The organism is Coriobacteriia bacterium, from assembly GCA_018368455.1.
GTDB lineage: Bacteria > Actinomycetota > Coriobacteriia > Coriobacteriales > UMGS124 > JAGZEG01.
Genome location: JAGZEG010000006.1, coordinates 23203 through 46630, shown reverse-complemented (window position 1 = coordinate 46630; position 23428 = coordinate 23203). Strand labels below are relative to the sequence as shown.

Here is a 23428-nt window from a genome sequence, read left to right as displayed (position 1 = left end):
GCGGGGCGTTTGCGCGTATGGCGCATTTTTGGCGGTGCGAAGCGCTAAGCTGATAAATACTTGGGATTTCTCCTGACGAGAAGGGACGCATGCCATGGCTTTCTATTCAAGCGAGTCTGTCGGCCAAGGCGAGCTTGCTTTGCCGAAGCCTCCCATGCACTTTGTGAGTGATATCCATGGCGAGGCGGAGGCTTTCCGCCATCTGTTGCGTTCGTGTTCCGGGGAGCTGCGCCGCGCCATCGCGCGGGCTCTTGATGAGGCGCTCGATAGCCCCGAAGTCAACCGGTTGTATACGCTGCTGTGTTACCCGCGTGGTGTCGTGGCTCGCGAACGCGAGGCAGGGCAGGTTGACCGCCGTTGGTGGCGGCACCGCGTGCGAGAGGCGTGCCGACTGATCGACGCGTTTTGCCGTGTGAACCCGGCGAGCAACTTGGTCTGTATCGAGATGAACGGGGACCTGTGGGATGATCGCGAACTGTGCTCCTGCGGCTCGGCTAAAGAGCGCTCCGAGGCCATGACCTCGGCAGAGTCACGAGGTATGCAGGTGGACGAGCTGGGTGCGCGGGCCCATCTCCACATTCTCGGCCCCTATGGTGGCTGGCGTGCCAAGAGCGAGCTCATCCTGCCGCTTGAGGACATGAGGGCGCTCGTCTTCTGGGCGACGACGCCTGCAGCTCAGCATGCGTATGGCGCGACTGTCGACGGCCTTGTGGAGCAGGGGTACGCGGAGGCGGTCCTTGCCCAGCTTGCCGCCTATGCGCGCCAGCTCGTGAGCGGGAGGCTGCACATGGTGGGCGACATCTGGGACCGCGGGGCGCGCGGCGATATTGTGCTCGATGAGCTCATGACCCAGCCCGAGGTGGACGTCCAGTGGGGCAACCACGACGTCTGCTGGATGGGCGCGGCGGCCGGCGACCCGGCGTGCATCGCGACGGTGCTGCGCAACAACCTCAAGTACGGCAACGTTGCCAAGTTTGAGGAGGGCTACGGGATCAGTCTCGACTCGCTGCGGGAGTTTGCGTCGGCAACGTATGCCGACGAGGGGCCCGATGCCAAGCTCTCCCCGGTCATGAAGGCGATCTCGGTGCTGCTGTTCAAGGCCGAGGGGCAAGCGATTCGTCGGCATCCCGAGTGGCACATGGAGGGGCGCCTCCTGCTCGACAAGATCGACCTGGCGACGGGCACGGTGCGCGTGGGCGAGGCGGAGTACCCGCTCATCACGTGCGATTTCCCGACGTTGACGGGCGTGCTGGGTGCTCCCGACGGCGATCCCTATGCGTTTACACAGGCAGAACAGACTCTGATGGACGAGCTCGTTGCATCGTTCACGGGCAGCGGGCACCTGCAGAAGCAGGTCATGTGGCTCTATCTCGAGGGCGAGGTGTACCGCGTCGCCGATCGCTACCTGCTCATCCATGGATGCGTGCCGCTGAACGGGGACGGGACGTTTGCCGAGGTTGCCTGCGATGACGGGGAGACACGCTCGGGCAAGGATCTGCTTGACTGGACAGACATGCTGTGTCGCCGCGCATGGAAGGATCGCGAGCAGCGCGATCTCGACTGGATGGGCTTCTTCTGGACGGGCTGGCAGTCAACGTTCATGGGGCGCGTCGTGAAGACGTTCGAGCGCACCTATATCGCCGACGAGTCGACGTGGAAGGAGCCGCAGGATCCCTACTACACGCTGACGAACGACGACCCCGAGCTGTGTGGGCGCATCCTGGCGGAGTTCGGGGTTGATCCGCAGGCAGGTGTCATCGTGAACGGGCACACGCCGGTCAAGCTGCCGAAGGGCCAGCTGCCGGTGCGCAGTGAGGGGCGCCGCCTCGTCATCGACGGCGGCTTCTGCAAGGCGTATCGCAAGAGCACGGGTATCGCGGGCTACACGCTCATCGACGATGCGAACGGCGCGCGCCTTGTGGCGCATGGGGACTTCCCGGGGCTCGACGCCGTGCTGAACGAGGGTGCCGACACGACGCACGAGGAGCAAGTGCTGGTCGAGCACGGGCGTCCCCAGCAGATCGGAGAGACGCCAGGAACGAAGCGACGCCTGAGTGCCTATCCGGGGTCTCGGGAAGATAACGACTGGGAGGCAAAGGGGAGAGCCCAGATTGATGCGTGGGCGCAGGACTGGGCACGGAGCCTATAAGAAGGTGCCGCCGGGTCGCAGGGAAGCGGCTCGGCGGCACTCTAGCTATTGCGAGTTCCGGCTTTCGTGCGATGTCGCCTTGCGTGCCCTGAGGGCTTTGCTGCCGCGGGCCTCCTGGCGCAGGTGGTGCAGGGCGTCGAAGAACATGCCGCGGAACATGGCGCGAGGACCGGCGTAGGCCATGACCTGGCGCTGCCAGGCCCGCTCGTCAGGCTTATAGCAGTGGATCTCGCAGAGGTGGCAGCTCGGCTTTGGATCGTTGGGACACAGCGCGCGCCGCATCTCGCCGTACTCAAGGTGGGCCGCGCAGTCCGGGCAGAGACGCGGCGGCTTATGCCCCTCGTAGATGCCCTCCTGGGTGCCGAGTCGCGAGTACGGTACGCGCAGGGCGTCGTCGTGGTGGTCGGCGCACCAGATCTGCACCATGCCGCCGAGCGTGCGGCAGTCGCGCGCGATCTCGGGGTCCTGCAGGCGCTCGCTCACCTTTGCACGGCGCTTCTCCTGCGGGGTAGGCGCGCTGGCCTGCTGCGCCTCGAACGCGGACACCGCGGCGTCTGTGGTCTCGGACATCGCATACGCTCCTATGAGTATCGGTTAGCAAACACTCATTATTGTACCAAATGGCGCAGCATGGCTCGCTTCCGGGGCTCACCGGTCCGCCGCTCGCACGCGTTGCGCGAACGCCTCGTAGGGCTGGGCGTATATCTGCGAGCCGTGGTCGGAGGCGCAGACGTGCGCGAACCCCCAGCGTCGCGAAAATCGCTCTCCCTCTGGTGTGACGTTGTCGGTCACGATGCCGTCGACGAGGCACTCGACCTCGGCATAGCGCTCCACAGCCTCGCTCAACAGCCGATGCGAGACGGTGCCGCCCCGATGGGCTCTGTCCACGACGATGCAGCTGAGGAACATGTGGAGCGGGCTATCCTGTCCCGGTTGCAAGAGGGACAGCGCCACCACATCGGCAGTCGTGAGCTCGGCGTCGTTGAACGTTCCAGCAAGCAGGCCCTCGTACACGCGGCTCGACACGGGAAACATGTTGATGAACCCCGCGATGTGCCCCACGGCATCCGCAAGGGCGATCGTCGTGTCAGGCGCGTGCAGGTACCAGGCGTAGGCCTCGGCAGCCGGCGCGATGAACTCGTCGGCATAACACGCACGCTCGAGCTGCTCCATCTCCTCGAAGTGACGCGGTGTCAGCACGTCGAGGAGATGGAGCTTGCTGTCTAGGCCCTGGGGCTGCACGCCGTCCGCCTTAGCAGCGCATCTCGTCGGGGCAGGTCTTGCCGATCATGATGTTGAGGATCTCGACGTCGGTCGAGTGCATGCCGACGCGGCCGACATAGCCCATCGACATGATCGTCGTCTCCACGTCGTCGGCAACGAGGCCGTCGCCTGCGCAGAAGTTCTCGTCGAGCATGGCCATGCGATGGCCCAGCATGGCCGCGTCCACGGAGCTTGCAATCTTGGCCGCGCAGCTTCCCTTGGCGCCGTCGCACATGATGCCGCCGACGTTGGCCAGCGTGTTCACCACGGTCGCGCCGATCTGCTCGACCGAGCCGCCCGCCAGGTACGTCACGGCGGCGCCCGAGCCTGCGGCCGCGCACACGACGCCGCAGAACGCCGAGAGGCTGCCGATGTAGTGCTTGAGGTGCATCGCCATGAGGTTGGAGATGCACAGCGCCCTCAGCAGCTGCTCGTGGGTAGCGTGAATCGTCTGAGCGTACTCGATGACCGGCAGCGACACCGTCATGCCTTGGTTGCCCGACCCCGAGTTGATGACGACGGGCAGCGAGCAGCCGCCCATGCGCGCGTCGGAGCCGGCGGCAGCGCGCGCCCGCATGCGCGTCACGACGTCGACCGGGCTCGTTGCCAGGATCGTGCGCCCGATCTCGCTGCCCCAGTGGCCGCGCAGGCCTTCGTCCGAGATCGCCGTGTTGCACTCGATCTGCCGGTTGAGAATCGCCTGCACGTCGTCGAGGTCGACCGTGCGGGCGAACTCGACGATGGAGGCGACGGACAGGCACGATGTGTCGGGTGCCTCGCAGTCTGCGGGGCCGAGGTCGGCGGGAGCGCTTGGGAACAGGGAGCGCAGCTCCTGTGAGCAGATCTCCTTGCCGTCGCGCTCGACACACGTCACGTTCGTGTGGCGGTCGACGATCGTGACGGCGGCGCTGTGGGTGGCGCCGTGCGCCGTCGTGATGATGTAGAGGTTCGGCACGTCGGCGAGCAGTTCGACGGAGCAGTAGCCCGCGGCGATGAGCTCGCGGGCACGCTCGACGTCCTCGTGCTGCACACTTTCGAGCACCTCGAGACAGGCGTCGGGGTCGCCGCCGATCAGGCCGAGTACCGAGGCGGCCTCGACGCCCTTGAGCCCCTCGGCGTTGGGCACGGCCACGCTCTTGACGTTCTTGATGATGTTGCCGCTGCACTGCACGCTGAGACGCTCGCACGGCTCGCCCAGCACGCGACCTGCCATGGCAGCGGCGTACGCCAAGGCGATGGGCTCGGTGCAGCCCAGCGCGCAGACGAGCTCCTTCTCGAGCAGGCCGACGTACGTCTGGTAGGTGGAGGCGTCGATGGACATGGCGGTGTGACTCCCTTGGTGGCGGCGGGCGGGTTGGTGGTTACGGCGTGCCTGGCGAGGTTGCTTACCAAGCACGCCGCTGCAAACCTAACCATTGTGCCACGGTGGACGTCTCGATGCGAGGGCGAGTGGCCGGTTGTCATGCGAGCGGCGTATCTAGGGCGTAGGAGGGCGATGGGCGCTTCCCGGACGCGAGACGCGCAGCCTACAGTGCAAGCTCGAGCTGCACAGGGCAATGGTCGCTGCCGTAGACGTTGCTCAGGATGGACGCATCGCGCACGCGGGGCGCCAGCGCGTCGCTCACGAGGAAGTAGTCGATGCGCCACCCCGTGTTGTTCTTGCGGGCGTTGAAGCGGTAGCTCCACCAGCTATAGGCGCCCGTGGCGTCGGGGTGCAGGTGGCGGAACGTGTCGGTGAAGCCGGCGCCGAGCAGCTCCGTGAACGTGCCGCGCTCCTCGTCGGAGAAGCCGGCGTTGCCACGGTTGGGCCCCGGGTTCTTTAGGTCGATCTCGTTGTGGGCCACGTTGTAGTCGCCGCAGGTAACGACCGGCTTGCTGGCAGCGAGCTCACGCAGGAACTCGCGGTAGGCGTGGTCCCAGGCGACGCGCGTCTCTATGCGGGCGAGACCGTCCTGGGCGTTGGGTGTGTACACGTCGACGAACCAGTAGCCGGGAAACTCGAGCGCGCAGACGCGCCCCTCGTTGGCGGCGACGGCGACGAGGTCGGCCTCCGCTGCGCTGAGTTGGTCGCGGGCGATGGGCAGCAGCGTGTCGGCGTGCAGCGTGCTCAGCGGCTCCTCGCGCGAGAACACGGCCGTCCCGGAGTAGCCCTTCTTCTCGGCGTAGCCCCACACCTGGTGGTAGCCGGCTGGCTCGAGGCCGAGCTTGGCGCGGTCGGCGTCCTGCAGCTTCGTCTCCTGCAGCGCGAACACGTCGGCGTCCAGCGCGTCAAACACCTGCGCGAACCCCTTCTTGAGCAGCGCGCGCAGCCCGTTGACGTTCCACGACACCATGCGCAGCGTGCCCGGCGTGCGCGGGGCGACGCCGCCGATGATGAGGTCGCAGGCGCCGGGGGTCTCTGTCGTCAGGGGAGCGTCAGCCATGGGAAGGCCCTTCTCGTTGGGGGAGCGGAGCTGTGTGGATCAGTCTACCCGACGATCATGTGGTACACGAGCGCGATGATCATCGTCACGAGGCCGGCAACGCCGATCGCTATGCCGCTCATGGCACCCTCGAGCTCGTCGATCTCGAGGGCCTTGACCGTGCCGACCGCGTGGCTGCACGTGCCGATGGCCACGCCGGCCGCGATGGGGCTCTTCACGTGGAAGACCTTCGTGAGCGTCGGGGCGAGGATGGACCCCATGATGCCGCTGGCGATGACGGCGGCCACGGTGATGGACGCGATGCCGCCGAGCTCGGTGCTGATGCTCATGGCGATGGGCGTCGTCACGGACTTGGCGATCGTGGACATGGCCATCGTCTCGCCCATGCCGAACAGCATGCACAGGCCGTACGACGAGAGCATCGACGTGATGGAGCCGGCAAGGCAGCCGAGCAGGATGGGTACGAAGTGACGCTTGAGCACGGTGATCTGCCGGTAGATCGAGTAGGCGAGCACGGCGGTGGCGGGCCCGAGGAAGTACGAGATGACGGAGGCGCCCTGCTGGTAGTCCTCGAGCGGGATGTGGAAGACCTGCAGCACGGCGATGATGAACGCCACGGAGACGAGCAGCGGGTTCAGCAGCGGCGAGTGCACCTTCTTGTTGAGCCACACCGCACCACTGAACGCGGCGAGCGACAGAACGATGCCGAATGCGACGTGCGCGATGTTTTCCATGTTAGGCGGTCCCTTCGGGGTGGCTGGGGTCTGTGGGCGGGTGCCTGTGCGCCGAGCTTGCCGCCCGGGCTGCGCTTGCGAGCTTCTCGATGGTTGCGTGCTCAGCCTCGCGCTCTTCGGCCTCTCGGGTGGCATCGGTGCTGGGCGGGGATGCGTGTCGGGCTGTCTTGTTGGTCCGGTGACGCCACCTCAAGTTGTGGGAGGCCTCCGCCTCGGCTGCGAGCCGCGCGGTGAGCGCGTCGATCTCGGGCACGGGGACCGGCGCACCGGCCTCTGTCCGGACGTCCGCCATCGTCTTTGCGGTGTCGGACGTCGCCTCCGCCTCTGCCTCGTAAAGGGCGGCCTCGGAGCTTTCTCCTTCGCTGCGGCGGCGGGCGTATGCCTGGATGGCGGTGGCCATCTCGACGACGTTTGCCATGGCCACGGCGCTGCCGTCCAGGCCGACCTCCTCGGCGACCTTTGCGTCATGGCGCATCATCAGGTTCATGACGGTCGACACGGTGAACGACGTCACAAAGAACACGAGCACGGTCGTGATGAGGCAGATGACGAACAGCTTGAGGATGTTGCCGGCCAGCAGGTCGAAGCTGCCCATGATTGCCACCGCAGCCGGGATGAAGAATATGGACATGTGGTCGAGCAGGAAGTCGGCGCCGTCCGAGATGTTGTCCATGCGCAACACGCCGCTGATGAGGAAGACGAGCAGCAGGATCATGGAGCAGATGTTGCTGGGCATGTCGAAGGGGAGCAGCTCGGAGACCTGCTCGCCGGCGAGGCAGATTGCCAGGATGAGGCCCAGCTCCAGCACGATGCGCACGGCCTTGTTGACCTTGCGTTTTGCCGTGCGGCGTGCGAGGTGGGCGACGACTTCGACATCGTGGGCGCTCTGGGGGACGGGGATGCCGAACAGCTCGTGGTGAGGGACCGGGTGGGCGTCTGGCGCGGGCTCCTCAGAGGGGCGCGTGGCGTCTGTGGGGGAGGCGATGGCGGCCGCGTCGGAGGGTAGCGCTTGCTGGCCTGTCTGATCGTGCCGGATGTTGGGTGCGCTCACGGGCTGGTACGCCTTCCTTTCCGGGCGCGTGGCTGGCGTCGGGCCGTTTTTGCCTGACGCCGGATGTTTGACGGTGCCGCGGCCTGCTGCTGGAGGGCGGCGCCACGGATCCGAGCGGCCCACAGGATAGGGCCCGAGGGGACGGCCTTCCGGTGCCACGCCGGCGTATTCACAGCCTTTTTGCGCGCCAGCCACAGGGCGTCCACGTTTGCGGAAGGTGGCCTTACAGCGGCGTCCCGTCCGCGTTTGGTGTGGATGGGCGCGGGGTGCCAGGGCGCTGGTGAGCTGCTGGTACAATGATGCGCCTGATTGTTGTGGCATCCGATGGCGTGGACGCGCCGCCCGGCCTTTCTGCGAGGGCGCCCTGCGACACCCGACCAGGCGGGGCGTCTGCCCCAAGAAGGAGCGACTAGGTGGATCGAGAGAAGATCGAGGCCGGTGTTCGTCTCATGCTCGAAGGCATCGGCGAGGACCCGGCGCGCGAGGGGCTGCTCGACACGCCCGCGCGCGTGGCTCGCGCCTATGGTGAGCTGTGTGCCGGCATGGATCGGGATCCGGCGCCGCTGTTCGAGGTGTCGTTCGAGGCCGAGTGCCATGACGTCGTGCTCGTGCGCGACATCCCGTTCTACTCACTGTGCGAGCACCACCTCCTGCCGTTTTTCGGCGTGGCACACGTGGCGTACCTGCCCGGCGAGTCGGGCCGCGTCTGCGGCATCTCGAAGCTCGCGCGCGCTGTCGAGCTCTACGCGCGCCGCTTGCAGCTGCAGGAGCGCCTGACGTCGCAGGTTGCCGATGCCATCGAGAAGCACCTGGCCCCGCGCGGCGTGCTCGTGTGCGTCGAGGCCGAGCACCTGTGCATGACGATGCGCGGTGTGGCCAAGCCCGGGTCGCGTACGGTGACGCTGGCGGCGCGCGGCCTGTACGAGCAGGACGCCGCAGCTCGTGCCGAGGTGCTGGCGCTCATGAGTGGAGGCGCTCGATGACGAACGGGGATTTCGGCTGTGCCCTGAACGCTGGCGGACGTTGCAAGGCCGGTTCGCCTGCGGCCGCGTGGCGGTGCGGCTCGCGTTGCATCGACCTGAGGCGCACGCGCGTCATGGGCGTCGTCAACGTGACGCCCGACTCGTTTTCCGACGGGGGCCTGCACGCCACGGCCGAGGCGGCCATCGCGTGGGGCCTGTGGCTGCTCGACGACGGTGCCGACATCCTTGACGTGGGCGGCGAGTCCACGCGGCCCGGGTTCACGCCGGTGAGCCCGGAGGAGGAGTGCCGCCGCGTGCTGCCTGTCATCGAGGCTCTTGCGGGGCGCGGGGCCGTCGTGTCCGTTGACACGCGTCATGCCGAGGTCGCTCGCGCGGCGCTGGAGGCGGGGGCGTGCATCGTCAACGACGTGTCGGGCTTTCGCGACCCCGCCATGGTGGACGTCGTTGCGGGGAGCGACTGCGGCTGCATCTGCATGCACGCCGGTGGCGAGCATCTGAGCTGGGGTGCGTCCGAGGGCGCCTCTGCAGGCGTCGACCCCTTGGGCGCGTATGTCGACGGCGTCGTGTCATACCTGCTTGACCAGGCTGCGATGCTCGAGCGGGCCGGCGTGGCGCGCGAGCGCATCTGCATCGATCCCGGCCCCGGCTTCGGCAAGACGGCTGAGCAGGACGTCGCCATTCAGCGCGCGACGGGGCGCTTCGTCGCCCTGGGCTATCCCTACCTGTGCGCTCCGTCACGCAAGCGCTTCATCGGGGCCACGAGCGGCGTCTCTGTGGCGGCCGAGCGTGACGCCGCGACGACGGGGGCCTGCCTTGCTGCCGTCTCGATGGGGGCGCGCATGCTGCGCGTTCACGATGTTGCTGACGTGAGCGAGGCGCTGCGCTGTGCCGAGGCCCTGTGGGGTGCTCCCCGGCGGACGGCCCTCGTGGCCCTGGGCGCCAACCTGGGGGATCGCCTGGATACGCTGCGCGCGGCGCTGACCGACGTCGACGCCCTGCCGCTGACGCGCGTCGAGGCCGTGAGCCACGCGTACGAGAGCGTGCCTGCCTACGTGGACGACCAGCCGGTGTTTGCGAACGCCGTCGCTCGCGTGAGCACGGAGCTGCACCCGATGGCGTTGCTCGCGGGCCTGCTGGGTATCGAGAACGCCCACGGGCGTGTGCGCGCGCTCGCAAACGGGCCGCGCAGCCTCGATCTCGACCTGCTGTGGATGGAAGGCGAGGCCCACGTGGGCGAGCGCCTGACGCTGCCGCATCCCCTTATAGGCGAGCGGGACTTCGTGCTGCGTCCACTCGATGACGTCGCGGGCTGCTGGGGCGGCGCCGAGGAGTTCTGCGCGCAGCAGGGAATCGCCTGCCTGCCGCGCGGGGAGCGCGTGGGGCTCGTGACGGACGACCTGGGGCCGTTGTGGGGGCCCGCCGAGGACGGAGGCTCTCGATGAGTTGCGGAGAAGCTCTGCCTGCCGTGAGCGTCGTCTCTTTGACGGGCTCGACGAACGATGACGTGCGCGAGCTTGCCCGGCTGGGCGCCCCCCAGGGAACGGCCGTGGCGGCGCACGCCCAGAGTGTCGGACGTGGGCGGCGCGGCCATGCGTGGGCGTCGCCGGAGGGCGGCCTGTACCTGTCGATCGTGCTGCGCCCTGGCGTGGGCCCGCAGAACTTCGTGGGACTGCCAGCCGTGTGTGCCCTCGGTGCGCTGCGCGCCGTGCGCGAGGCTACGGGCCTGGCAACGCGCGTCGGCATCAAGTGGCCCAACGACCTTGTCATCGACAACCGTAAGCTCGCTGGCCTGCTCGTCGAGGCGGGTGCGGGCGAGGGCGGGCCGTTTGCCGTACTTGGCATCGGCATCAACCTGGCGAGGCCGCGCGCGACGGGCGAGGAGGTTGTTCCCGCGCCTGCGGGGGCCGCGTCGCCGAGCCCTCTCGAGCCGGTCTACCTTGCCGACGAGCTGCCCGCTGGGGCGCTGCCGGACTTCGAGGTGCTGGCGACGCTCGTGCGCGACCGCGTCGTCGAGGCGTGCGATGCCTGGGCGTCCGAGGTGCGCGGCGGCCGCGCGAAGGCCGGCCCCCTCGCGCCCATCCTGTCGGAGTATTTCGACTGCGTGCCGATGCTGGGGCACCCAGTCGTGGCGCTTGGGCCTGAGGGCGTGGAGATCTGCCGGGGCATGTTCGTCGCCGTTGACGTCTGGGGCCGCGTGACGGTGCGGACGTCTGCCGGCCAGGAGGTCATGCTCGCCGCCGAGCAGGCGTCGCTGCGCTCGCTCGAGTAGGGCGCGCCGGGGCCTGTGCCGCGAGGCCGGGCTGTCGCCGTGGGAAAATGATGGATAGCCGGGCCTGGTTCGCGGGCCGGCATCTCAGACCGTACGCTTGCGCGGTGGGAAACCAGACTATGCAGATGGGTTTGTGCGATGGCTGCCAGCTGTTGCGCGGACGAGGGGAGCGCAGGACATGGGCGACGGGCGAGAGGTGCGGGCGACAGGTTCGGCTGCGGGTTCGGGCGTCTCGCCAGTTGCCATGGCGCAGGTGGGCGTCGTCATCGCACTTCTCGCCGTATCTGCCCAGGTGAGCGTCGCCATTGGCCCGGTTCCGTTCACGCTGCAGACGCTCGTCGTTGCCCTGGCTGCCATGGTGCTGACGCCCGGCCAGGCGGCTGCGGCGCTTGCGGGCTATGTGCTGCTCGGCGCGCTTGGCTTGCCGATTTTCTCGCTCATGCGCGGTGGCATCGCGATGATCGCCGGTCCCACGGGCGGCTTTCTGTACGGCTTCATCCTCTCGGCGTTTCTCGGCTCGCTTGCACGGCGTCTTGTGAGCGGACCCACGCGAGTGCGTGCCATCGCCGGTGACGTGGCGTGCGCCGCTGTCGTGCTCGTGGTGTGCTACGTCGTCGGCACGGTGCATCTCATGCTCGTGGGCAACATGGGCGTTGCGGCTGCGCTTGGCGTCGCGGTTGTCCCCTTCATTCTGCCTGACATTTTCAAGTGCGCCGCCGCCGGTCTTGTGGCTGCCGCGCTGCGCAAGGCCATCCCCAGCATCGCCGCGCGGTAAGGAGCTCGCGGGCTTGCGCTTCGGGCTCTGTCGCCAACTTTCTGCCGTTGCCAGCGCTGCCGGGACGTTTCCCTGCTCGCGCCCCGAGTGCCACTGCTGGCCTGCCGCCTCTGCCAGTGCCGCCGAAGCATTTTCTGGCTCGCGTTCCGGGCACTATTGCTAGGCTACCGCCTCAGCTATTGCCGCCAGTGCCGCTGGGACGTTTCCGGCTTGCGTCCCGGGTGTCATCGAGGGACTGCCGTCACAGCCATTTCTTTCGCTGTCTGCGGATCCCCACCCTGGGCGCTATTTTCGGTTGTGCGAGCTTTTGCGCGTGGGGCTTCCGAAAATGGGCACGATTTACGGCTGTGCGACATTTGCGCCGTGTTTTGGGGCTGCGTGCGAGTGGCCCATCGCAGGTGCGCGGCTCTGACCTGCGGTTTTCTCAGGAGCGTCTTTCTCGCACGGTTTGCGAGTGCGGCACAAACCTTGCAGAGCCGCAAATCGCGCCCTTTTTGAGACGCGCCTGGAACAAGACCTCGCACAACCGCAAATCGCGCCCACGGAGGGCGGGCCTGGGGAGGCCTCGCGGTGCTCCGTACGTCCGCGGGTACCTCAGCGTCTTCTCGGAGCAGAGCCTCGCACAACCGCAAATCGCGCCACGGAGGGCGGCTCCGGGAAAGCCCCGCGGTACCCCGCGCATCCTGCGGATATCCCAGCGTTGCAGGCACCCCGCGCTGCTGGCGGTCCGGGTATCCCGTCGCTCGACCTCGCGTCCTATGCACGCTGCCCCTGCAGGTACCCCCAGTGTTTACTTGCGCCCCGCGCGTCCTCCCACGGATGCCAGGCGCCTGGGTCTTCGCGCCTCTCATAACAAAAACCGCGGGCCCGCCTTCCTTCAGGGAAAGCGGGCCCGCGGGCTCGTGCGTATGTCTACCTGCGTGGTTGCTCCTGCACGTGGCGCCCCTCGTGCGCAGCGTCTCCTACGCGTCGATGCCGAGCTGCAGCGCGCGCTTGTTGGGCTCGAGCAGGTGTGCCTTACGGGGCGGGACGCACCCGGCAAGCGCCGCGTCGAGCGCCTCTCGGCTGCAGAACTTCGTCTGCTCCCACAGCTTGCCGACGAGGATGATGTTCGCGAGGCCCTTGAGCCCGCCTTCCTCGGCCATCGTCGACGCGGGGATGCCGATGACGCGCACGCCCTCGGCAAGCTCGGAGGTCTCAGGCAGCGTCGCCACGAGCGTCGTGTCGGCGAGGATGAGGCCGCCGGGCTCCACGGCGTGCATGAACTTCTCGAGCGACGGCTGGTTCATCGCGACGAGCGCGTCAGGCGCCGTCACGAGCGGCGACCCAATAGGCTCGTCGGCGATCGTGACGGAGCAGTTTGCTGTGCCGCCGCGCATCTCGGGGCCGTAGCTCGGCAGCCACGAGACCTCGCGATCCTCGATGAGCGCCGTGTTAGCGATGAGCTTGCCGGCGAAGAGCACGCCCTGCCCGCCGAAGCCGGCGAGCACGATCTTGATGGAGGCCATGCTAGTTGCTCCTCTCGGCAGGCGCCGCGTTTCCGGTCGCGGGCGCGATCTGGCGCGGCGCGCCCTCGGGCGTCATGACGACGGCCCCGGTTCCAGAAGCGCCTGCGGGGATCTCGGGCTGCGCGGCGATCGTCGCCCCGCTCGCGGCGTCGTAGGCCAGGCCTTCGGGATTGGCGATGGGACAGGCCTGAGCCCGAGCGAGCGCAGCGTCGACGATGGAGCGGAAGCCGGCGGCCTGCACGTCCTTGTACACGCCGAGCGGGTAGTAGGGCAGCATGTTCTCGCGCATCCACGCAAAGGCGTCCTGCGGCGTCATGCCCCAGTTCGTCGGGCACGTCGACACGACCTCGATGATGGAGTAGCCCACGCCGTCGATCTGGTACTGGAACGCTTTCTTGATGGCGCGCTTGGCCGCCAGGATGTTGCGCGGCGAGTCCACGGTGACGCGCTGCGCCAGCGCCACGCCGTCGAGCGTCGAGAGCAGCTCGCAGACGCGGATGGGATAGCCGGCGGTCGAGGTGTCGCGGCCGTACGGCGACGTCTGCGTCACCTGGTGCGGCAGGCTCGTCGGGGCCATCTGACCGCCGGTCATACCGTAGATGGCGTTGTTGATGAAGATGACGGTAATCTTCTCGCCGCGCGTCGCCGCGTGCACGGTCTCGGCCATGCCGATGGAGGCCAGGTCGCCGTCACCTTGGTAGGCAAAGACGACGTTTTCGGGATGGACGCGCTTGACGGCGGTCGCCACCGCAGGCGCACGACCGTGAGCGGCCTCGATCATGTCGCACGAGAAGAAGTCGTAGCTTGTGACGGCGCAGCCGACGGGGGCAACGCCGACGGTCGTTCCCGTGACGCCGAGCTCGTCGAGCACCTCGGCGACGAGACGGTTCACGATGCCGTGCGGGCAACCCGGGCAGTAGCTGTTCTGCACGGGGAGCAGCCCCTGCGGGCGGCACTGCAGCACGCGCTCGCCGTCCTGCAGGTTCACAAGGGCGGCCTGCTCGGGGGAGAGCGTCTTCTCAGCCTTCGCCATTAGCGGTCGCCTCCCTTCTCGCACGAGGCATCCGAGGCGGTCCCACAGGGTGCCCCGACTTCACGAGCGGCCTGCTCGATGTGGGCGAGCACTTCGGCCGGCGTCGGAATGATGCCACCCGTGCGCCCGAAGAAGCTCACCGGTGCCCGGCCGCTCACGGCGAGGCGCACGTCGTCGACCATCTGCCCCATGTTCATCTCGACGGACAGGAACGCCTTGGCGCCGCAGCCCAGCGCGTTCTCGATGGCGTCTACCGGGAACGGCCACAGCGTGATGGGCCGCACGAGACCGGCGCGGATGCCCTTGGCGCGGGCGCTCACGACGGCGCTGCGGGCGATGCGGGCGCTGGCGCCGAACGCCACGACGACGACGTCGGCGTCCTCGACGAGGTACGACTCGGAGCGGCGCTCGGCAGCCTTGATCTTCTCGTAGCGGGCGAAGCGTTCAACGTTTGTGCGCTCGAGCTCGTCGGGCGTGAGGTAGAGCGAGTTCACGACGTTGTGGGCGCGCTCGCCGTGCGTGCCGGTCGTGGCCCACGGCTTGGCGGGCAGCTCGTCAAGCGAGCGCTGCGGCGGCAGCACGACGGGCTCCATCATCTGGCCGAGCATGCCATCGGCCAGGATCATGACGGGCGTGCGGTACTCGTCGGCCACGTCGAACGCGTGGTAGACGAGGTCGGCCATCTCCTGCACCGTGCTCGGCGCGAAAACGGGCATGAAGAAGTCGCCGTGGCCCATGGCGCGCGTGGCCTGCCAGTAGTCGGACTGCGACGGCTGGATGCCGCCGAGGCCGGGGCCGCCGCGCTGCACGTTGATGATGACGCCCGGCAGGTTGGCTCCGGCCATGTAGCTGACGCCCTCGCCCTTGAGCGAGACGCCCGGGCTCGAGCTCGACGTCATGGCGCGCGCGCCGGCGGACGCGGCGCCGTACACCATGTTGATGGCCGAGATCTCGCTCTCAGCCTGCAGGTACGTGCCGCCGATCTTGGGCATGCGCTTACTCATGTAGGCGGCAAGCTCGGTCTGCGGCGTGATGGGGTAGCCGAAGAAGAAGCGGCAGCCGGCGCGGATGGCGCTCTCGGCGAGGACCTCGTTGCCCTTCATGAGGACTTTCTTCGGGGTCTGCTCGGGCACAGGCGAGACGCCGGTGCCAGCGGAGCACGTGTTGATCATGGGCGCGGCGCTCTGGGCGTTTGCGGAATCGGCCATCTACCTCACCACCGTAATGGCAACGTCGGGGCACACCAGGAAGCACGACGAGCAGCCCGTGCAGCGTGCGGGGTCGGTCAGCGTGGCGGGATGGTAGCCCTTGGCGGTCAAGCGGTCGGGGTCGAGCGCGACGATGTGCTGGGGACATGCGTTAACGCACAGGCCACAGCCCTTGCAGTAGTGGTCGTCTACGACGATGCGTGGCATGGAACCTCCCTCTCTCCAAAAAGGTTCGCTTTAGTCTAGTGGCGCAGGGGCGCCCTGCGTGGCGCGGGACGGAGAATCGCCCTATTCCCACGGCGGTCGGACGAATCTCTCCACAAAGATGAGCGGCTCGTGAAGAGGCTCGACGTCGGTGGCGCCGGCCGCGTAGGTGTCTGCGAGGCCGGTGGGAACGACGGTTGCGACGAGCGGCAGGCCGGCGAGGGCCGCGACGTCGCGGGCGAAGGAGCGGCCCCGCTCGACGTCAGCGACGCTCGTCTGGTCGGCGAGGTTCGAGCAGTTCACGACGCCGCAGGCTTGCAGGCGGGCGTTGCCCTCGATGGCGCGCAGCACCTCGACGGCCTCCTGCGGCGTGGCAGTGAGCGCGCGGAAGGCGTTGACGACGTAGAGGAGCCGCGCGCCGGCGGCATCGAGCGCACGGGCGTAGCGGCCCAGCGCCGTCGCGCCCAGATCGTCGCCGCCCACGTCGATGACGAGCCGCGAGGCCGCGCTGTCCCCGAGCTGCGCGCTTGCGATGGCGCCGTCAAGCTCGCCGCCCATGCTCGGCGTGTCAAGCGACGTCCGCGCGAACAGCGGCGCGACGAGCTTCACGCCCGCCGTCTCGAGAGCGTCGATGTAGTCGCTGCTGCGGAAGTACGGGTTCACGAGGTCGAGATCAGCCAGCGTGACCGGCATCCCTGCTCTGGCCTGCGCCAATGCCAGGTTGAGCGCCAGGTTTGTCTTTCCGACGCCGGCGTGACCCACGAGCACCGTGATCCCCGGGCTCGCCAACGGGCTGTCTACGAGGCTCGAGGCCGCGTCTCCGGGTTGCTCCATAGGGCCTCCTCTGCTGGTTGTTGGGCGTGCGTTTCGGACAAAGCTATCGTAACGGCTCTCCGCGCTAGGAAATTGCGGTTGGGAGACGTTTCGCGCCGACCCTTGCTAAAAAACGCCAGTTGGGTGATTGTCCTTGTTGGTGGATCCTCGCATAAGGGCGAAAAGTGACCACGTGGGGGTGCCGGACTACCCGTTTGGGCCCCTTCTTGGGCGCTCGGGGGCTGACAAGGGTCGCCAGACTGGCAATTTCTAGCAGCACCTGTCCCGAGGCGTCGCCCAACTGGCGATTCTTAGCACGCGGGGGCTCAACGCGACCTCCGCGATGGCGGCCGCCTGCAGGACGACGCCCGGCGATTCGTAGCACGCGGGGGCTCGACGCGGCCGCGGATGCACAGATTGCGCGGGGATGGTGCAGGCCCTACCGGGATGCAACGTTTGCGCTATGCTTTTCCGAATACGTCATAGGAGGGCTGCTCACGTTCGCCCGCCCCCACAGAGCCCGCAGAGAGGGAGGAACCCCATGAACCCTGACGTCAAGGAGGTCGCCGGGCGCATCCGCGCGCTGCGCGAGGATCTGGGCATCACGCAAGAGGAGATGGCTCAGGTAACCGAGCGCTCGCTTGCCGAGTACGTCGCGCAGGAGAGTGGCGAGCAGGATCCGTCGTTCTCGTTCCTCTCGAAGTGCGCCGAGCGCCTCGGCGTCGATATGGTTGAGTTGCTCACCGGCGAGAGCCCCCGTCTGGCCCGCTACGCCATCATGCGCGCAGGTGACGGCGTGACGATCCGCCGCCGCTCCACGCTCAACTACCTGCACCTCGCGCCCTACTTCAAGGATCGCCTGTGCGAGCCGCTGCTCGTGACGGCTCCCTACGACGAGGCAGCCCAGCGTCAGCCGATCCACCACTCGTTTCATGCGGGCCAGGAGCTCGACTTCATCATCAAGGGCTCGCTGCGCTTCGTCTACGAGGACCACGAGGAGGTCCTCAACGAGGGCGACTTCGTCATCCACGACTCGTCGCGCGGGCACGGCATGATCGCCACGGGCGGTCAGGACTGCACGTTCCTCGCCATCATCATCAAGGAGCCGGGCGACCAGCTTGCCTAGGCGTGGCCGGGCGCCTTCCCCAGGGCGTCCGACTGCGCCGGTAAACAACCTCCCCACGTCCCTCCCCATCGTATGAAGCGAGGCTACCTTCCATGCTGAACATCCACCAGCGATACTGCACCGAGACGTTTGACTACGAGGGCCGCGTGACGTCGTTTCGCGCCCATCGCCCCGACGACTTCAACTATGCCTACGACGTCATCGACGCCATCGGTGCCGGTGAGCCCGAGAAGCTTGCCCAGCAGTGGTGCAACCCCGAGGGCGAGGAGCACGCCATCCGCTTCTCGGAGCTGGCGAGCTGGTCGAATCGCATAGCGAACTACCTGCGCGAGCATGGCATCGGCCAGGGCGACAAGGTGCTCGTCATCCTGCGCCGCCACTACCAGTTCTGGATGAGCGCGCTGGCGCTCAACAAGCTCGGCGCCGTGCTCGTGCCCGCGACGTTCATGCTCAAGGAGCACGACGTCGAGTATCGCCTCGATGCCTGCGAGGCCAAGGCGATCATCACGACGACGGTCGGCGACATCGCCCAGATCATCGACAACGTCTTCGCTGCCGATGCCGCGCGCCCCGGCGAGCCGGGCACGCCCGAGGGCCCGCGCTTCCAGCACATCAAGCGCTTCCTCGTCAACGGCGCGCAGCCCGATCTCGACGGCGCTGGCGCGCAGGCGACGGAGCGCGACGCCGCCCAGTTCGGCCCGGCGCTCTCCGGCACGGCGGGCCTGTTCGCCGCGTGGTGCCGTCGCCCGGGCTGGCTCGACTTCAACTCCGGGGTGCGCGCGGCCTCTGCCGAGCTCGAACGCGTTGCCACGCATGCCGACGACCCGATGCTCATGTATTTCACGAGCGGCACGAGCGGCAACCCCAAGATGGCGCTGCACTCGTGCGACTACCCGCTCGGCCACATCACGACGGCCAAGTACTGGCACGGCGTCGAGGCGGATGGCGTGCACTTCACGATCGCCGACACCGGCTGGGCCAAGACGGCGTGGGGCAAGTTCTACGGCCAGTGGCTCATGGAGGGCTGCCAGCTCGTCTACGACTTCGACCGCTTCCACGCCAACGAGATCTTGTCGCTCGTGGCGCGCTACCACATCACGACGTTCTGCTGCCCGCCGACGATGTACCGCATGCTGTCGCTCGACCCCGACTTCGACTCGTACGACCTGTCGAGCGTCGACCGCTTTACGACGGCCGGCGAGGCGCTGAACCCCGACATGTTCCAGTTCTGGGTCGAGCACACCGGCAAGGCCATCTACGAGGGCTTCGGACAGACGGAGACGCCGGTCATCGTTGCGAACCTGCTGGGCTCGACGCCCAAGCCCGGCTCGATGGGCAAGCCGGTGCCGTTTGCGAACATCGAGATCCAGCGCCCGGACGGCAGCCGCTGCAACCCCGGCGAGCCCGGCGAGATCTGCATCGAGTGCAACCCGAGGCCCATGGGCATCGTGCGCGAGTACTACAAGGAACCGGCCAAGACGGAGAAGCTGTTCCGCGGCGGCTGGTTCCACACGGGCGACGTCGCCTGGGTCGACGAGGACGGCTTCTTCTTCTACGAGGGTCGCGACGACGACGTCATCAAGAGCTCGGGCTACCGCATCGGGCCGTTCGAGATCGAGAGCGTGCTGCTCGAGCACGAGGCCGTGCGCGAGTGCGCCGTTACCGGCGTGCCCGACCCGCTGCGCGGCAAGGCCGTCAAGGCGACGATCGTGCTCATGGACGGATTCGAGGGCACTGAAGAGCTGACGCGTGAGCTGCAGACGTGGGTGAAGCGCAAGACGGCGCCGTACAAGTACCCGCGCATCGTCGAGTACGTGAGCGAGCTGCCCAAGACGTTCTCGGGCAAGATCCGCCGCGTCGAGATCCGCTCGACCGATGCCGAGCGCGGCGTGGAGAACCGGGAGGCGTAAGGCCGCGCGGCGCAGTTTGGCGGCCGTGCCGTGCGGCCTGGAGCGTGCGGGCGGAAGCGCGCCGACGACTGCGTGGCTCGGGGCGTGCGGGCGAGAACTCGCAACACGGTGCAGCCCGCAGTGTGTCGGCAAGAATCGCGTTGAGTGCGGTAATTCTTGCGGTGCAGTGGCAAGAACGCGTCCTAGTGCGGCACGGCCGGCGCTGTCGTGGCAAGAACGCGCTCGAGTGTGGTGCCAATTGGGCGGGATGGGCGGGCTGTGGCAAAGGCTTCCTGGGCTTTTGCCGCAGCCCGCTTTTTGTAGCATCGCACTAGTGCGCATTCTTGCCACGACGTTCGCGCCCACGCCGCACCACGCGCGTTTTTTGCCAGATACTCGTGCGTTGCCGGTATGGCACTTGCACGGAGGGAAGCGTCGCGCTAGACTCCGCTTCAAATCGGTCGCGGCATCAGGCCGCAGGCCACGGAGCAACGAAAGGGAGGCAGCCATTATGCACGTCGACTTCTTTGGAGTGGCGAGCTGCATTAGCCTTCCGTCCGTGAACGCCTCCGACATTATCTCCAGCATCATCATTAGCTGCCCCGAGGCATAGGCACATAGGCTGCCGCCTCGGGGATATCGCGAGCCAGCGGGTTTCCCGCTGAGCGTTTCGCGCCTATAGGAAGGGTTCCGCTGGCTGCTCATATCGCAGCTACGGCGGGCCCTTCGCGCATTCCTGTCGGCCCCCATGCCCGGGTCGCGGATATGCGCATTTCCGACTACGGGCCCATGCGTGTCACAGACGCCCCATGGAGCTCGCTCGCGATTTCAAGCTGATGATGAGGAGCGTATCCCATGAATACCACTACGAACTCGAACGTCGCCGCCCAGACCGTCATGTCTCACGAGGGCGTGTGCGCTGTCGCGGCGGCGAGCAACCCGGATGAGCTGGCGCTGCTCGCACAGGCCGACCCCTCGTGCGTCGTGCTGCGCTGGCATGGTGGCCTGGGCGAGGAGCACGCCTTTGCCGCGGCCGAGCTCGAGCGCTGGTCGGACAAGGTGGTGCATCTGCTCGCTGCCCAGGGCGTTGGCACGGGCGACGCGGTCGTTCTGGCGCTTGGCAATGCCTACCAGCGCTGGTTCGCCGAGCTCGCTCTGGCAAAGCTCAGCGCGACGTCCGTGGAGCTGTCGGTCGACGTGGATGAGGCCCAGGCTGCCCGTGTGCTCGCAGCCTGTGGGGCGCGCGCCGTCGTGGCCACGAACCGCGGTACGGTGGCTGACGTGCTCGACCATGTCGTGTACCTGTGCCCGACTGTCGGGGCTCGCCTGATCGTCAACGCGGATGGGGCACCCTCCCTTTTCGCCGATCCCGCCGAGCAGGATGAGACTTGCGTTCCGCCTGCCTGGGATGCCGACGGCCTGCCCCACGGCGCCGCTCTCTCGGGTCCGTTTGGCGTGTGCGCCCTGGGCTGCGTGCGTCCCGGCTGGCTCGACTTCAACACGTACGCCCGCGTCGCTCCGGCGGCCCGCCCTGTCTCCTCGGCAGAAGCCGGCACTCCCGAGGCCGATGCCCGAACCGGCGCGACGCTTGAGGTCGCGGGCCATGCCGCGTAGCGCCGGATTGCAGCGGCGCCACTGCCGGAGTGCCCTCTCGTCCCGCGGAACCGCCGGCGGGCCTGCATCGGCAGATCGAACGGGCCCGGGCGTGCTCCCGCGTACGCAGCCGCCTGGTCCCCATGTGTCCCAGGGCGTGCGTCTGGCATCCTGGCGCGCGCCGCGGACCCTGGCGGAGATCGGCTCCTGCGCACCCCGGCGCGTGCGGCCGAGCCGCGGGCTGGTACTCGCCTGCGCCCTCGTCGCCAAATCTGCCGATGGAGTGCGCTTCGCCCGCCTGCCCCGCGTATCACCCACATGAGGCGTAGGCTGATCGAGAGACTGTTGACACGCACCGTCCTTTTGTCCGAGTCGTTTCCGCGGCGCGTCCCTACGGAGAGGATTTTCTGCCCATGCGCAACATCAACGAGCGCTTCTGCACGGAGCGCTACGACGAGAACGGTCTGCTCACCGACTTCAAGGTGAACTGCCCCGACGACTTCAACTTCGCCTACGACGTCGTCGACGACATTGCCGTCAACGACCCCGATCGCCTCGCCATGCTTTGGTGCAATCCCGAGGGCGAGGAGCACGCGTTCACGTTTGCCGACATGAAGCACTGGTCGGACAAGACGGCGAACTTCCTGCGCGCCCAGGGCATCGGCAAGGGCGACATGGTCCTCGTCATCCTGCGCCGCAACTACCAGTTCTGGTTCACGGCGCTGGCGCTGCAGAAGCTCGGCGCCGTTCTCGTGCCCGCGACGTTCATGCTGCGCGAGCAGGATCTGGCCTACCGTCTCAACGGTGCAAGCATCAAGGCCGTCATCTGCACGAACGTCGGCGACATCGCCGAGATCGTCGACCACGTCGTCTACATGTGCCCCTCGGTGCACACGCGCATCCTCGTGAACGCGGCCGGCGGCGGCACGACGCCCCGCCGCCCCGACGGCTCGTTCGAGTTCCCCGCCACGGGCCAGCCCTACGGTGCGGCGCTCTCGGGCCCCGACGGCGTGTGCGCCCTGGGCTGCGTGCGCAAAGGCTGGGTCGACTTCAACACGAACGTACGCGTGAGCTCCGCCGCATTCGAGCGCGTTCCCGGCAAGGTTACGGACCCCATGCTCATGTACTTCTCGTCGGGCACGTCGGGCGAGCCCAAGATGGTGCTGCACAACGGCTACTACGCGGCGGCTCACATCGTCACGGCGAAGCACTGGCACAACACGGTGGCCGATGGCGGCCTGCACTTCACGATCTCGGACACGGGCTGGGGCAAGGCGGTCTGGGGCAAGTTTTATGGCCAGTGGTTCATGGAGTCGGCCGTGCTCACGTACGACTTCGACCGCTTCAACGCCAAGGAGATCCTGTCGCTCATCGGGCGCTACCACGTCACGACGTTCTGCTGCCCGCCCACGATGTACCGCATCATCATGACGACGGCCAACGTCGACGAGTACGACCTGTCGAGCTTGGTGTACTGCACGACGGCCGGCGAGCCGCTCAACCCTGACCTGTTCACGTTCTGGCGTGAGCACACGGGCCTCACGATATTCGAGGGCTTCGGCCAGACGGAGACGCCGCTGACCGTAGGCAACCTGACGGGCTCGACGCCGCGCATCGGCTCGATGGGCAAGCCCGTGCCACAGTTCGACACCCACATCCTGCGCGAGGACGGCACGGAGTGCGAGCCGGGCGAGACGGGCGAGATCTGCATCAACATCGAGCACGGGGCGCCGGGCATCATGATGGAGTACTACTGCAACCCCGAGAAGACGGCCGCAGCCATGCACGACGGCTGGTACCACACCGGTGATACGGCCTGGGCCGACAAGGAAGGCTACTTCTGGTACGAGGGCCGCAACGACGACCTCATCAAGAGCTCGGGCTACCGCATCAGCCCGTTCGAGATCGAGAGTGTGCTGCTCGAGCACGGCGCCGTGAAGGAGTGCGCCGTCACGGGTGTGCCCGATCCGCTGCGCGGCCAGGCCGTCAAGGCGACCGTCGTGCTCATGGACGGCTTCGAGGGCTCCGACGAGCTCACGAAGGCGCTGCAGACGTGGGTGAAGCACAACACGGCGCCCTACAAGTTCCCGCGCATCATCGAGTACGTGAACGAGCTGCCGCGCACGATCAGTGGCAAGATCCGCCACGTCGAGATCCGCTCGACCGACGCGCAGAAGAAGGTCGAGAGCCACGAGGGGCTCGACGAGACCGACGCGCTCGTGCCCGACCACGAGGTGAACAAGCTCGAGGAGCGCGGCGAGCGGTAGGCGCGACCCGCTGGGCATGGGGTGCCTGCAAGAGATCGTGCGTCTTGGGAGGGCGTGCGGCCTCTTTGCGGGAAGGGCGTGCATGTGCCGGAGTCGTGGCGGCCCTTGTGACGTCCGGGCTGTTGCGCCGGGTCGCACGG

General features: G+C 67.6%; 20 protein-coding genes. 9 read left to right on the top strand and 11 right to left on the bottom strand.

The annotated features are described in order from the left end of the window. Positions 1–94: 94 nt before the first annotated feature. Positions 95–2149 carry a fructose-bisphosphatase class III gene (locus KHZ24_04970; protein MBS5450547.1) on the top strand — a complete coding sequence of 685 codons (2055 nt, stop codon included), beginning with the start codon at positions 95–97 and terminating at the stop codon, positions 2147–2149. Positions 2150–2194: 45 nt separating this feature from the next. Here the strand turns inward: KHZ24_04970 and KHZ24_04965 are convergent, their stop codons facing one another. From KHZ24_04965 to KHZ24_04940, 6 genes are all read right to left on the bottom strand, one after another. Beyond that, the gene (locus KHZ24_04965; protein ID MBS5450546.1) at positions 2195–2719 is read right to left on the bottom strand and encodes a nitrous oxide-stimulated promoter family protein; all 525 of its coding nucleotides are present in this window, start codon (positions 2717–2719) and stop codon (positions 2195–2197) included. Positions 2720–2797: 78 nt separating this feature from the next. After that, positions 2798–3349, bottom strand: a complete 552-nt coding sequence (locus KHZ24_04960) for a GNAT family N-acetyltransferase (GenBank protein MBS5450545.1) — start codon at positions 3347–3349, stop codon at positions 2798–2800. Between the two features lie 52 nt (positions 3350–3401). Further along, positions 3402–4733, bottom strand: coding sequence for a serine dehydratase subunit alpha family protein (locus KHZ24_04955; GenBank protein ID MBS5450544.1), 1332 nt, complete (start codon positions 4731–4733; stop codon positions 3402–3404). A 205-nt stretch (positions 4734–4938) separates the two neighbouring features. After that, positions 4939–5835: an exodeoxyribonuclease III gene (gene xth, locus KHZ24_04950; protein ID MBS5450543.1), complete on the bottom strand. Its 897-nt coding sequence runs from the start codon at positions 5833–5835 to the stop codon at positions 4939–4941. A 44-nt stretch (positions 5836–5879) separates the two neighbouring features. After that, on the bottom strand, positions 5880–6569 hold the full coding sequence (locus tag KHZ24_04945) for an LrgB family protein (GenBank protein ID MBS5450542.1): 690 nt from the start codon (positions 6567–6569) through the stop codon (positions 5880–5882). A 1-nt stretch (position 6570) separates the two neighbouring features. Continuing rightward, positions 6571–7620 (bottom strand): CidA/LrgA family protein, encoded by a 1050-nt coding sequence (locus KHZ24_04940; protein ID MBS5450541.1) that lies wholly within the window; start codon positions 7618–7620, stop codon positions 6571–6573. Between the two features lie 413 nt (positions 7621–8033). Here KHZ24_04940 and folE point away from each other — a divergent pair, with 413 nt between their 5' ends. The 4 genes from folE (at position 8034) to KHZ24_04920 (ending at position 11647) form a co-directional block, all read left to right on the top strand. Further along, positions 8034–8603, top strand: a complete 570-nt coding sequence (gene folE, locus KHZ24_04935) for a GTP cyclohydrolase I FolE (protein ID MBS5450540.1) — start codon at positions 8034–8036, stop codon at positions 8601–8603. After that, positions 8600–10045, top strand: coding sequence for a dihydropteroate synthase (gene folP / locus KHZ24_04930; GenBank protein ID MBS5450539.1), 1446 nt, complete (start codon positions 8600–8602; stop codon positions 10043–10045). Before folE ends, folP begins: the two co-directional genes overlap by 4 nt. A gap of 23 nt (positions 10046–10068) precedes the next feature. Next, positions 10069–10872, top strand: a complete 804-nt coding sequence (locus KHZ24_04925; GenBank protein ID MBS5450538.1) for a biotin--[acetyl-CoA-carboxylase] ligase — start codon at positions 10069–10071, stop codon at positions 10870–10872. Positions 10873–11050: 178 nt separating this feature from the next. Next, the gene (locus KHZ24_04920) at positions 11051–11647 is read left to right on the top strand and encodes a biotin transporter BioY (GenBank protein ID MBS5450537.1); all 597 of its coding nucleotides are present in this window, start codon (positions 11051–11053) and stop codon (positions 11645–11647) included. 962 nt (positions 11648–12609) lie between these two features. Here KHZ24_04920 and KHZ24_04915 read toward each other — a convergent pair. From KHZ24_04915 to KHZ24_04895, 5 genes are all read right to left on the bottom strand, one after another. Next, positions 12610–13155, bottom strand: a complete 546-nt coding sequence (locus KHZ24_04915; protein MBS5450536.1) for a 2-oxoacid:acceptor oxidoreductase family protein — start codon at positions 13153–13155, stop codon at positions 12610–12612. Between the two features lies 1 nt (position 13156). After that, positions 13157–14137 carry a 2-oxoglutarate oxidoreductase gene (locus KHZ24_04910; GenBank protein MBS5450535.1) on the bottom strand — a complete coding sequence of 327 codons (981 nt, stop codon included), beginning with the start codon at positions 14135–14137 and terminating at the stop codon, positions 13157–13159. A 50-nt stretch (positions 14138–14187) separates the two neighbouring features. Further along, the gene (vorB, locus tag KHZ24_04905; protein MBS5450534.1) at positions 14188–15291 is read right to left on the bottom strand and encodes a 3-methyl-2-oxobutanoate dehydrogenase subunit VorB; all 1104 of its coding nucleotides are present in this window, start codon (positions 15289–15291) and stop codon (positions 14188–14190) included. 105 nt (positions 15292–15396) lie between these two features. Then, positions 15397–15603 (bottom strand): 4Fe-4S binding protein, encoded by a 207-nt coding sequence (locus KHZ24_04900; GenBank protein ID MBS5450533.1) that lies wholly within the window; start codon positions 15601–15603, stop codon positions 15397–15399. Between the two features lie 81 nt (positions 15604–15684). Then, a complete protein-coding gene (locus tag KHZ24_04895) occupies positions 15685–16434 on the bottom strand; it encodes a ParA family protein (GenBank protein MBS5450532.1) in 750 nt (249 codons plus the stop codon). Positions 16435–16954: 520 nt separating this feature from the next. Between KHZ24_04895 and KHZ24_04890 the strand changes: the two genes are divergently transcribed. The 4 genes from KHZ24_04890 to KHZ24_04875 all read left to right on the top strand — a co-directional run bounded on the left by KHZ24_04890 (position 16955) and on the right by KHZ24_04875 (position 23288). Then, complete coding sequence (locus KHZ24_04890; GenBank protein MBS5450531.1) at positions 16955–17539, top strand: cupin domain-containing protein; 585 nt, start codon at positions 16955–16957, stop codon at positions 17537–17539. 92 nt (positions 17540–17631) lie between these two features. After that, positions 17632–19449, top strand: coding sequence for an AMP-binding protein (locus KHZ24_04885; GenBank protein MBS5450530.1), 1818 nt, complete (start codon positions 17632–17634; stop codon positions 19447–19449). A gap of 834 nt (positions 19450–20283) precedes the next feature. Beyond that, positions 20284–21042: an AMP-binding protein gene (locus KHZ24_04880; GenBank protein MBS5450529.1), complete on the top strand. Its 759-nt coding sequence runs from the start codon at positions 20284–20286 to the stop codon at positions 21040–21042. 392 nt (positions 21043–21434) lie between these two features. After that, the gene (locus tag KHZ24_04875; protein ID MBS5450528.1) at positions 21435–23288 is read left to right on the top strand and encodes an AMP-binding protein; all 1854 of its coding nucleotides are present in this window, start codon (positions 21435–21437) and stop codon (positions 23286–23288) included. Positions 23289–23428: the final 140 nt, after the last annotated feature.

What these genes read in the sequence shown, in the direction of transcription:
- KHZ24_04970 (MBS5450547.1), top strand. Translation starts at nt 95, where the DNA reads ATGGCTTTCTATTCAAGCGAGTCTGTCGGCCAAGGCGAGCTTGCTTTG.
- KHZ24_04965 (MBS5450546.1), bottom strand. Translation starts at nt 2,719, where the DNA reads ATGTCCGAGACCACAGACGCCGCGGTGTCCGCGTTCGAGGCGCAGCAG.
- KHZ24_04955 (MBS5450544.1), bottom strand. Translation starts at nt 4,733, where the DNA reads ATGTCCATCGACGCCTCCACCTACCAGACGTACGTCGGCCTGCTCGAG.
- xth (MBS5450543.1), bottom strand. Translation starts at nt 5,835, where the DNA reads ATGGCTGACGCTCCCCTGACGACAGAGACCCCCGGCGCCTGCGACCTC.
- KHZ24_04945 (MBS5450542.1), bottom strand. Translation starts at nt 6,569, where the DNA reads ATGGAAAACATCGCGCACGTCGCATTCGGCATCGTTCTGTCGCTCGCC.
- folP (MBS5450539.1), top strand. Translation starts at nt 8,600, where the DNA reads ATGACGAACGGGGATTTCGGCTGTGCCCTGAACGCTGGCGGACGTTGC.
- KHZ24_04920 (MBS5450537.1), top strand. Translation starts at nt 11,051, where the DNA reads ATGGGCGACGGGCGAGAGGTGCGGGCGACAGGTTCGGCTGCGGGTTCG.
- KHZ24_04915 (MBS5450536.1), bottom strand. Translation starts at nt 13,155, where the DNA reads ATGGCCTCCATCAAGATCGTGCTCGCCGGCTTCGGCGGGCAGGGCGTG.
- vorB (MBS5450534.1), bottom strand. Translation starts at nt 15,291, where the DNA reads ATGAAGGGCAACGAGGTCCTCGCCGAGAGCGCCATCCGCGCCGGCTGC.
- KHZ24_04900 (MBS5450533.1), bottom strand. Translation starts at nt 15,603, where the DNA reads ATGCCACGCATCGTCGTAGACGACCACTACTGCAAGGGCTGTGGCCTG.
- KHZ24_04895 (MBS5450532.1), bottom strand. Translation starts at nt 16,434, where the DNA reads ATGGAGCAACCCGGAGACGCGGCCTCGAGCCTCGTAGACAGCCCGTTG.
- KHZ24_04890 (MBS5450531.1), top strand. Translation starts at nt 16,955, where the DNA reads ATGAACCCTGACGTCAAGGAGGTCGCCGGGCGCATCCGCGCGCTGCGC.
- KHZ24_04885 (MBS5450530.1), top strand. Translation starts at nt 17,632, where the DNA reads ATGCTGAACATCCACCAGCGATACTGCACCGAGACGTTTGACTACGAG.
- KHZ24_04880 (MBS5450529.1), top strand. Translation starts at nt 20,284, where the DNA reads ATGAATACCACTACGAACTCGAACGTCGCCGCCCAGACCGTCATGTCT.
- KHZ24_04875 (MBS5450528.1), top strand. Translation starts at nt 21,435, where the DNA reads ATGCGCAACATCAACGAGCGCTTCTGCACGGAGCGCTACGACGAGAAC.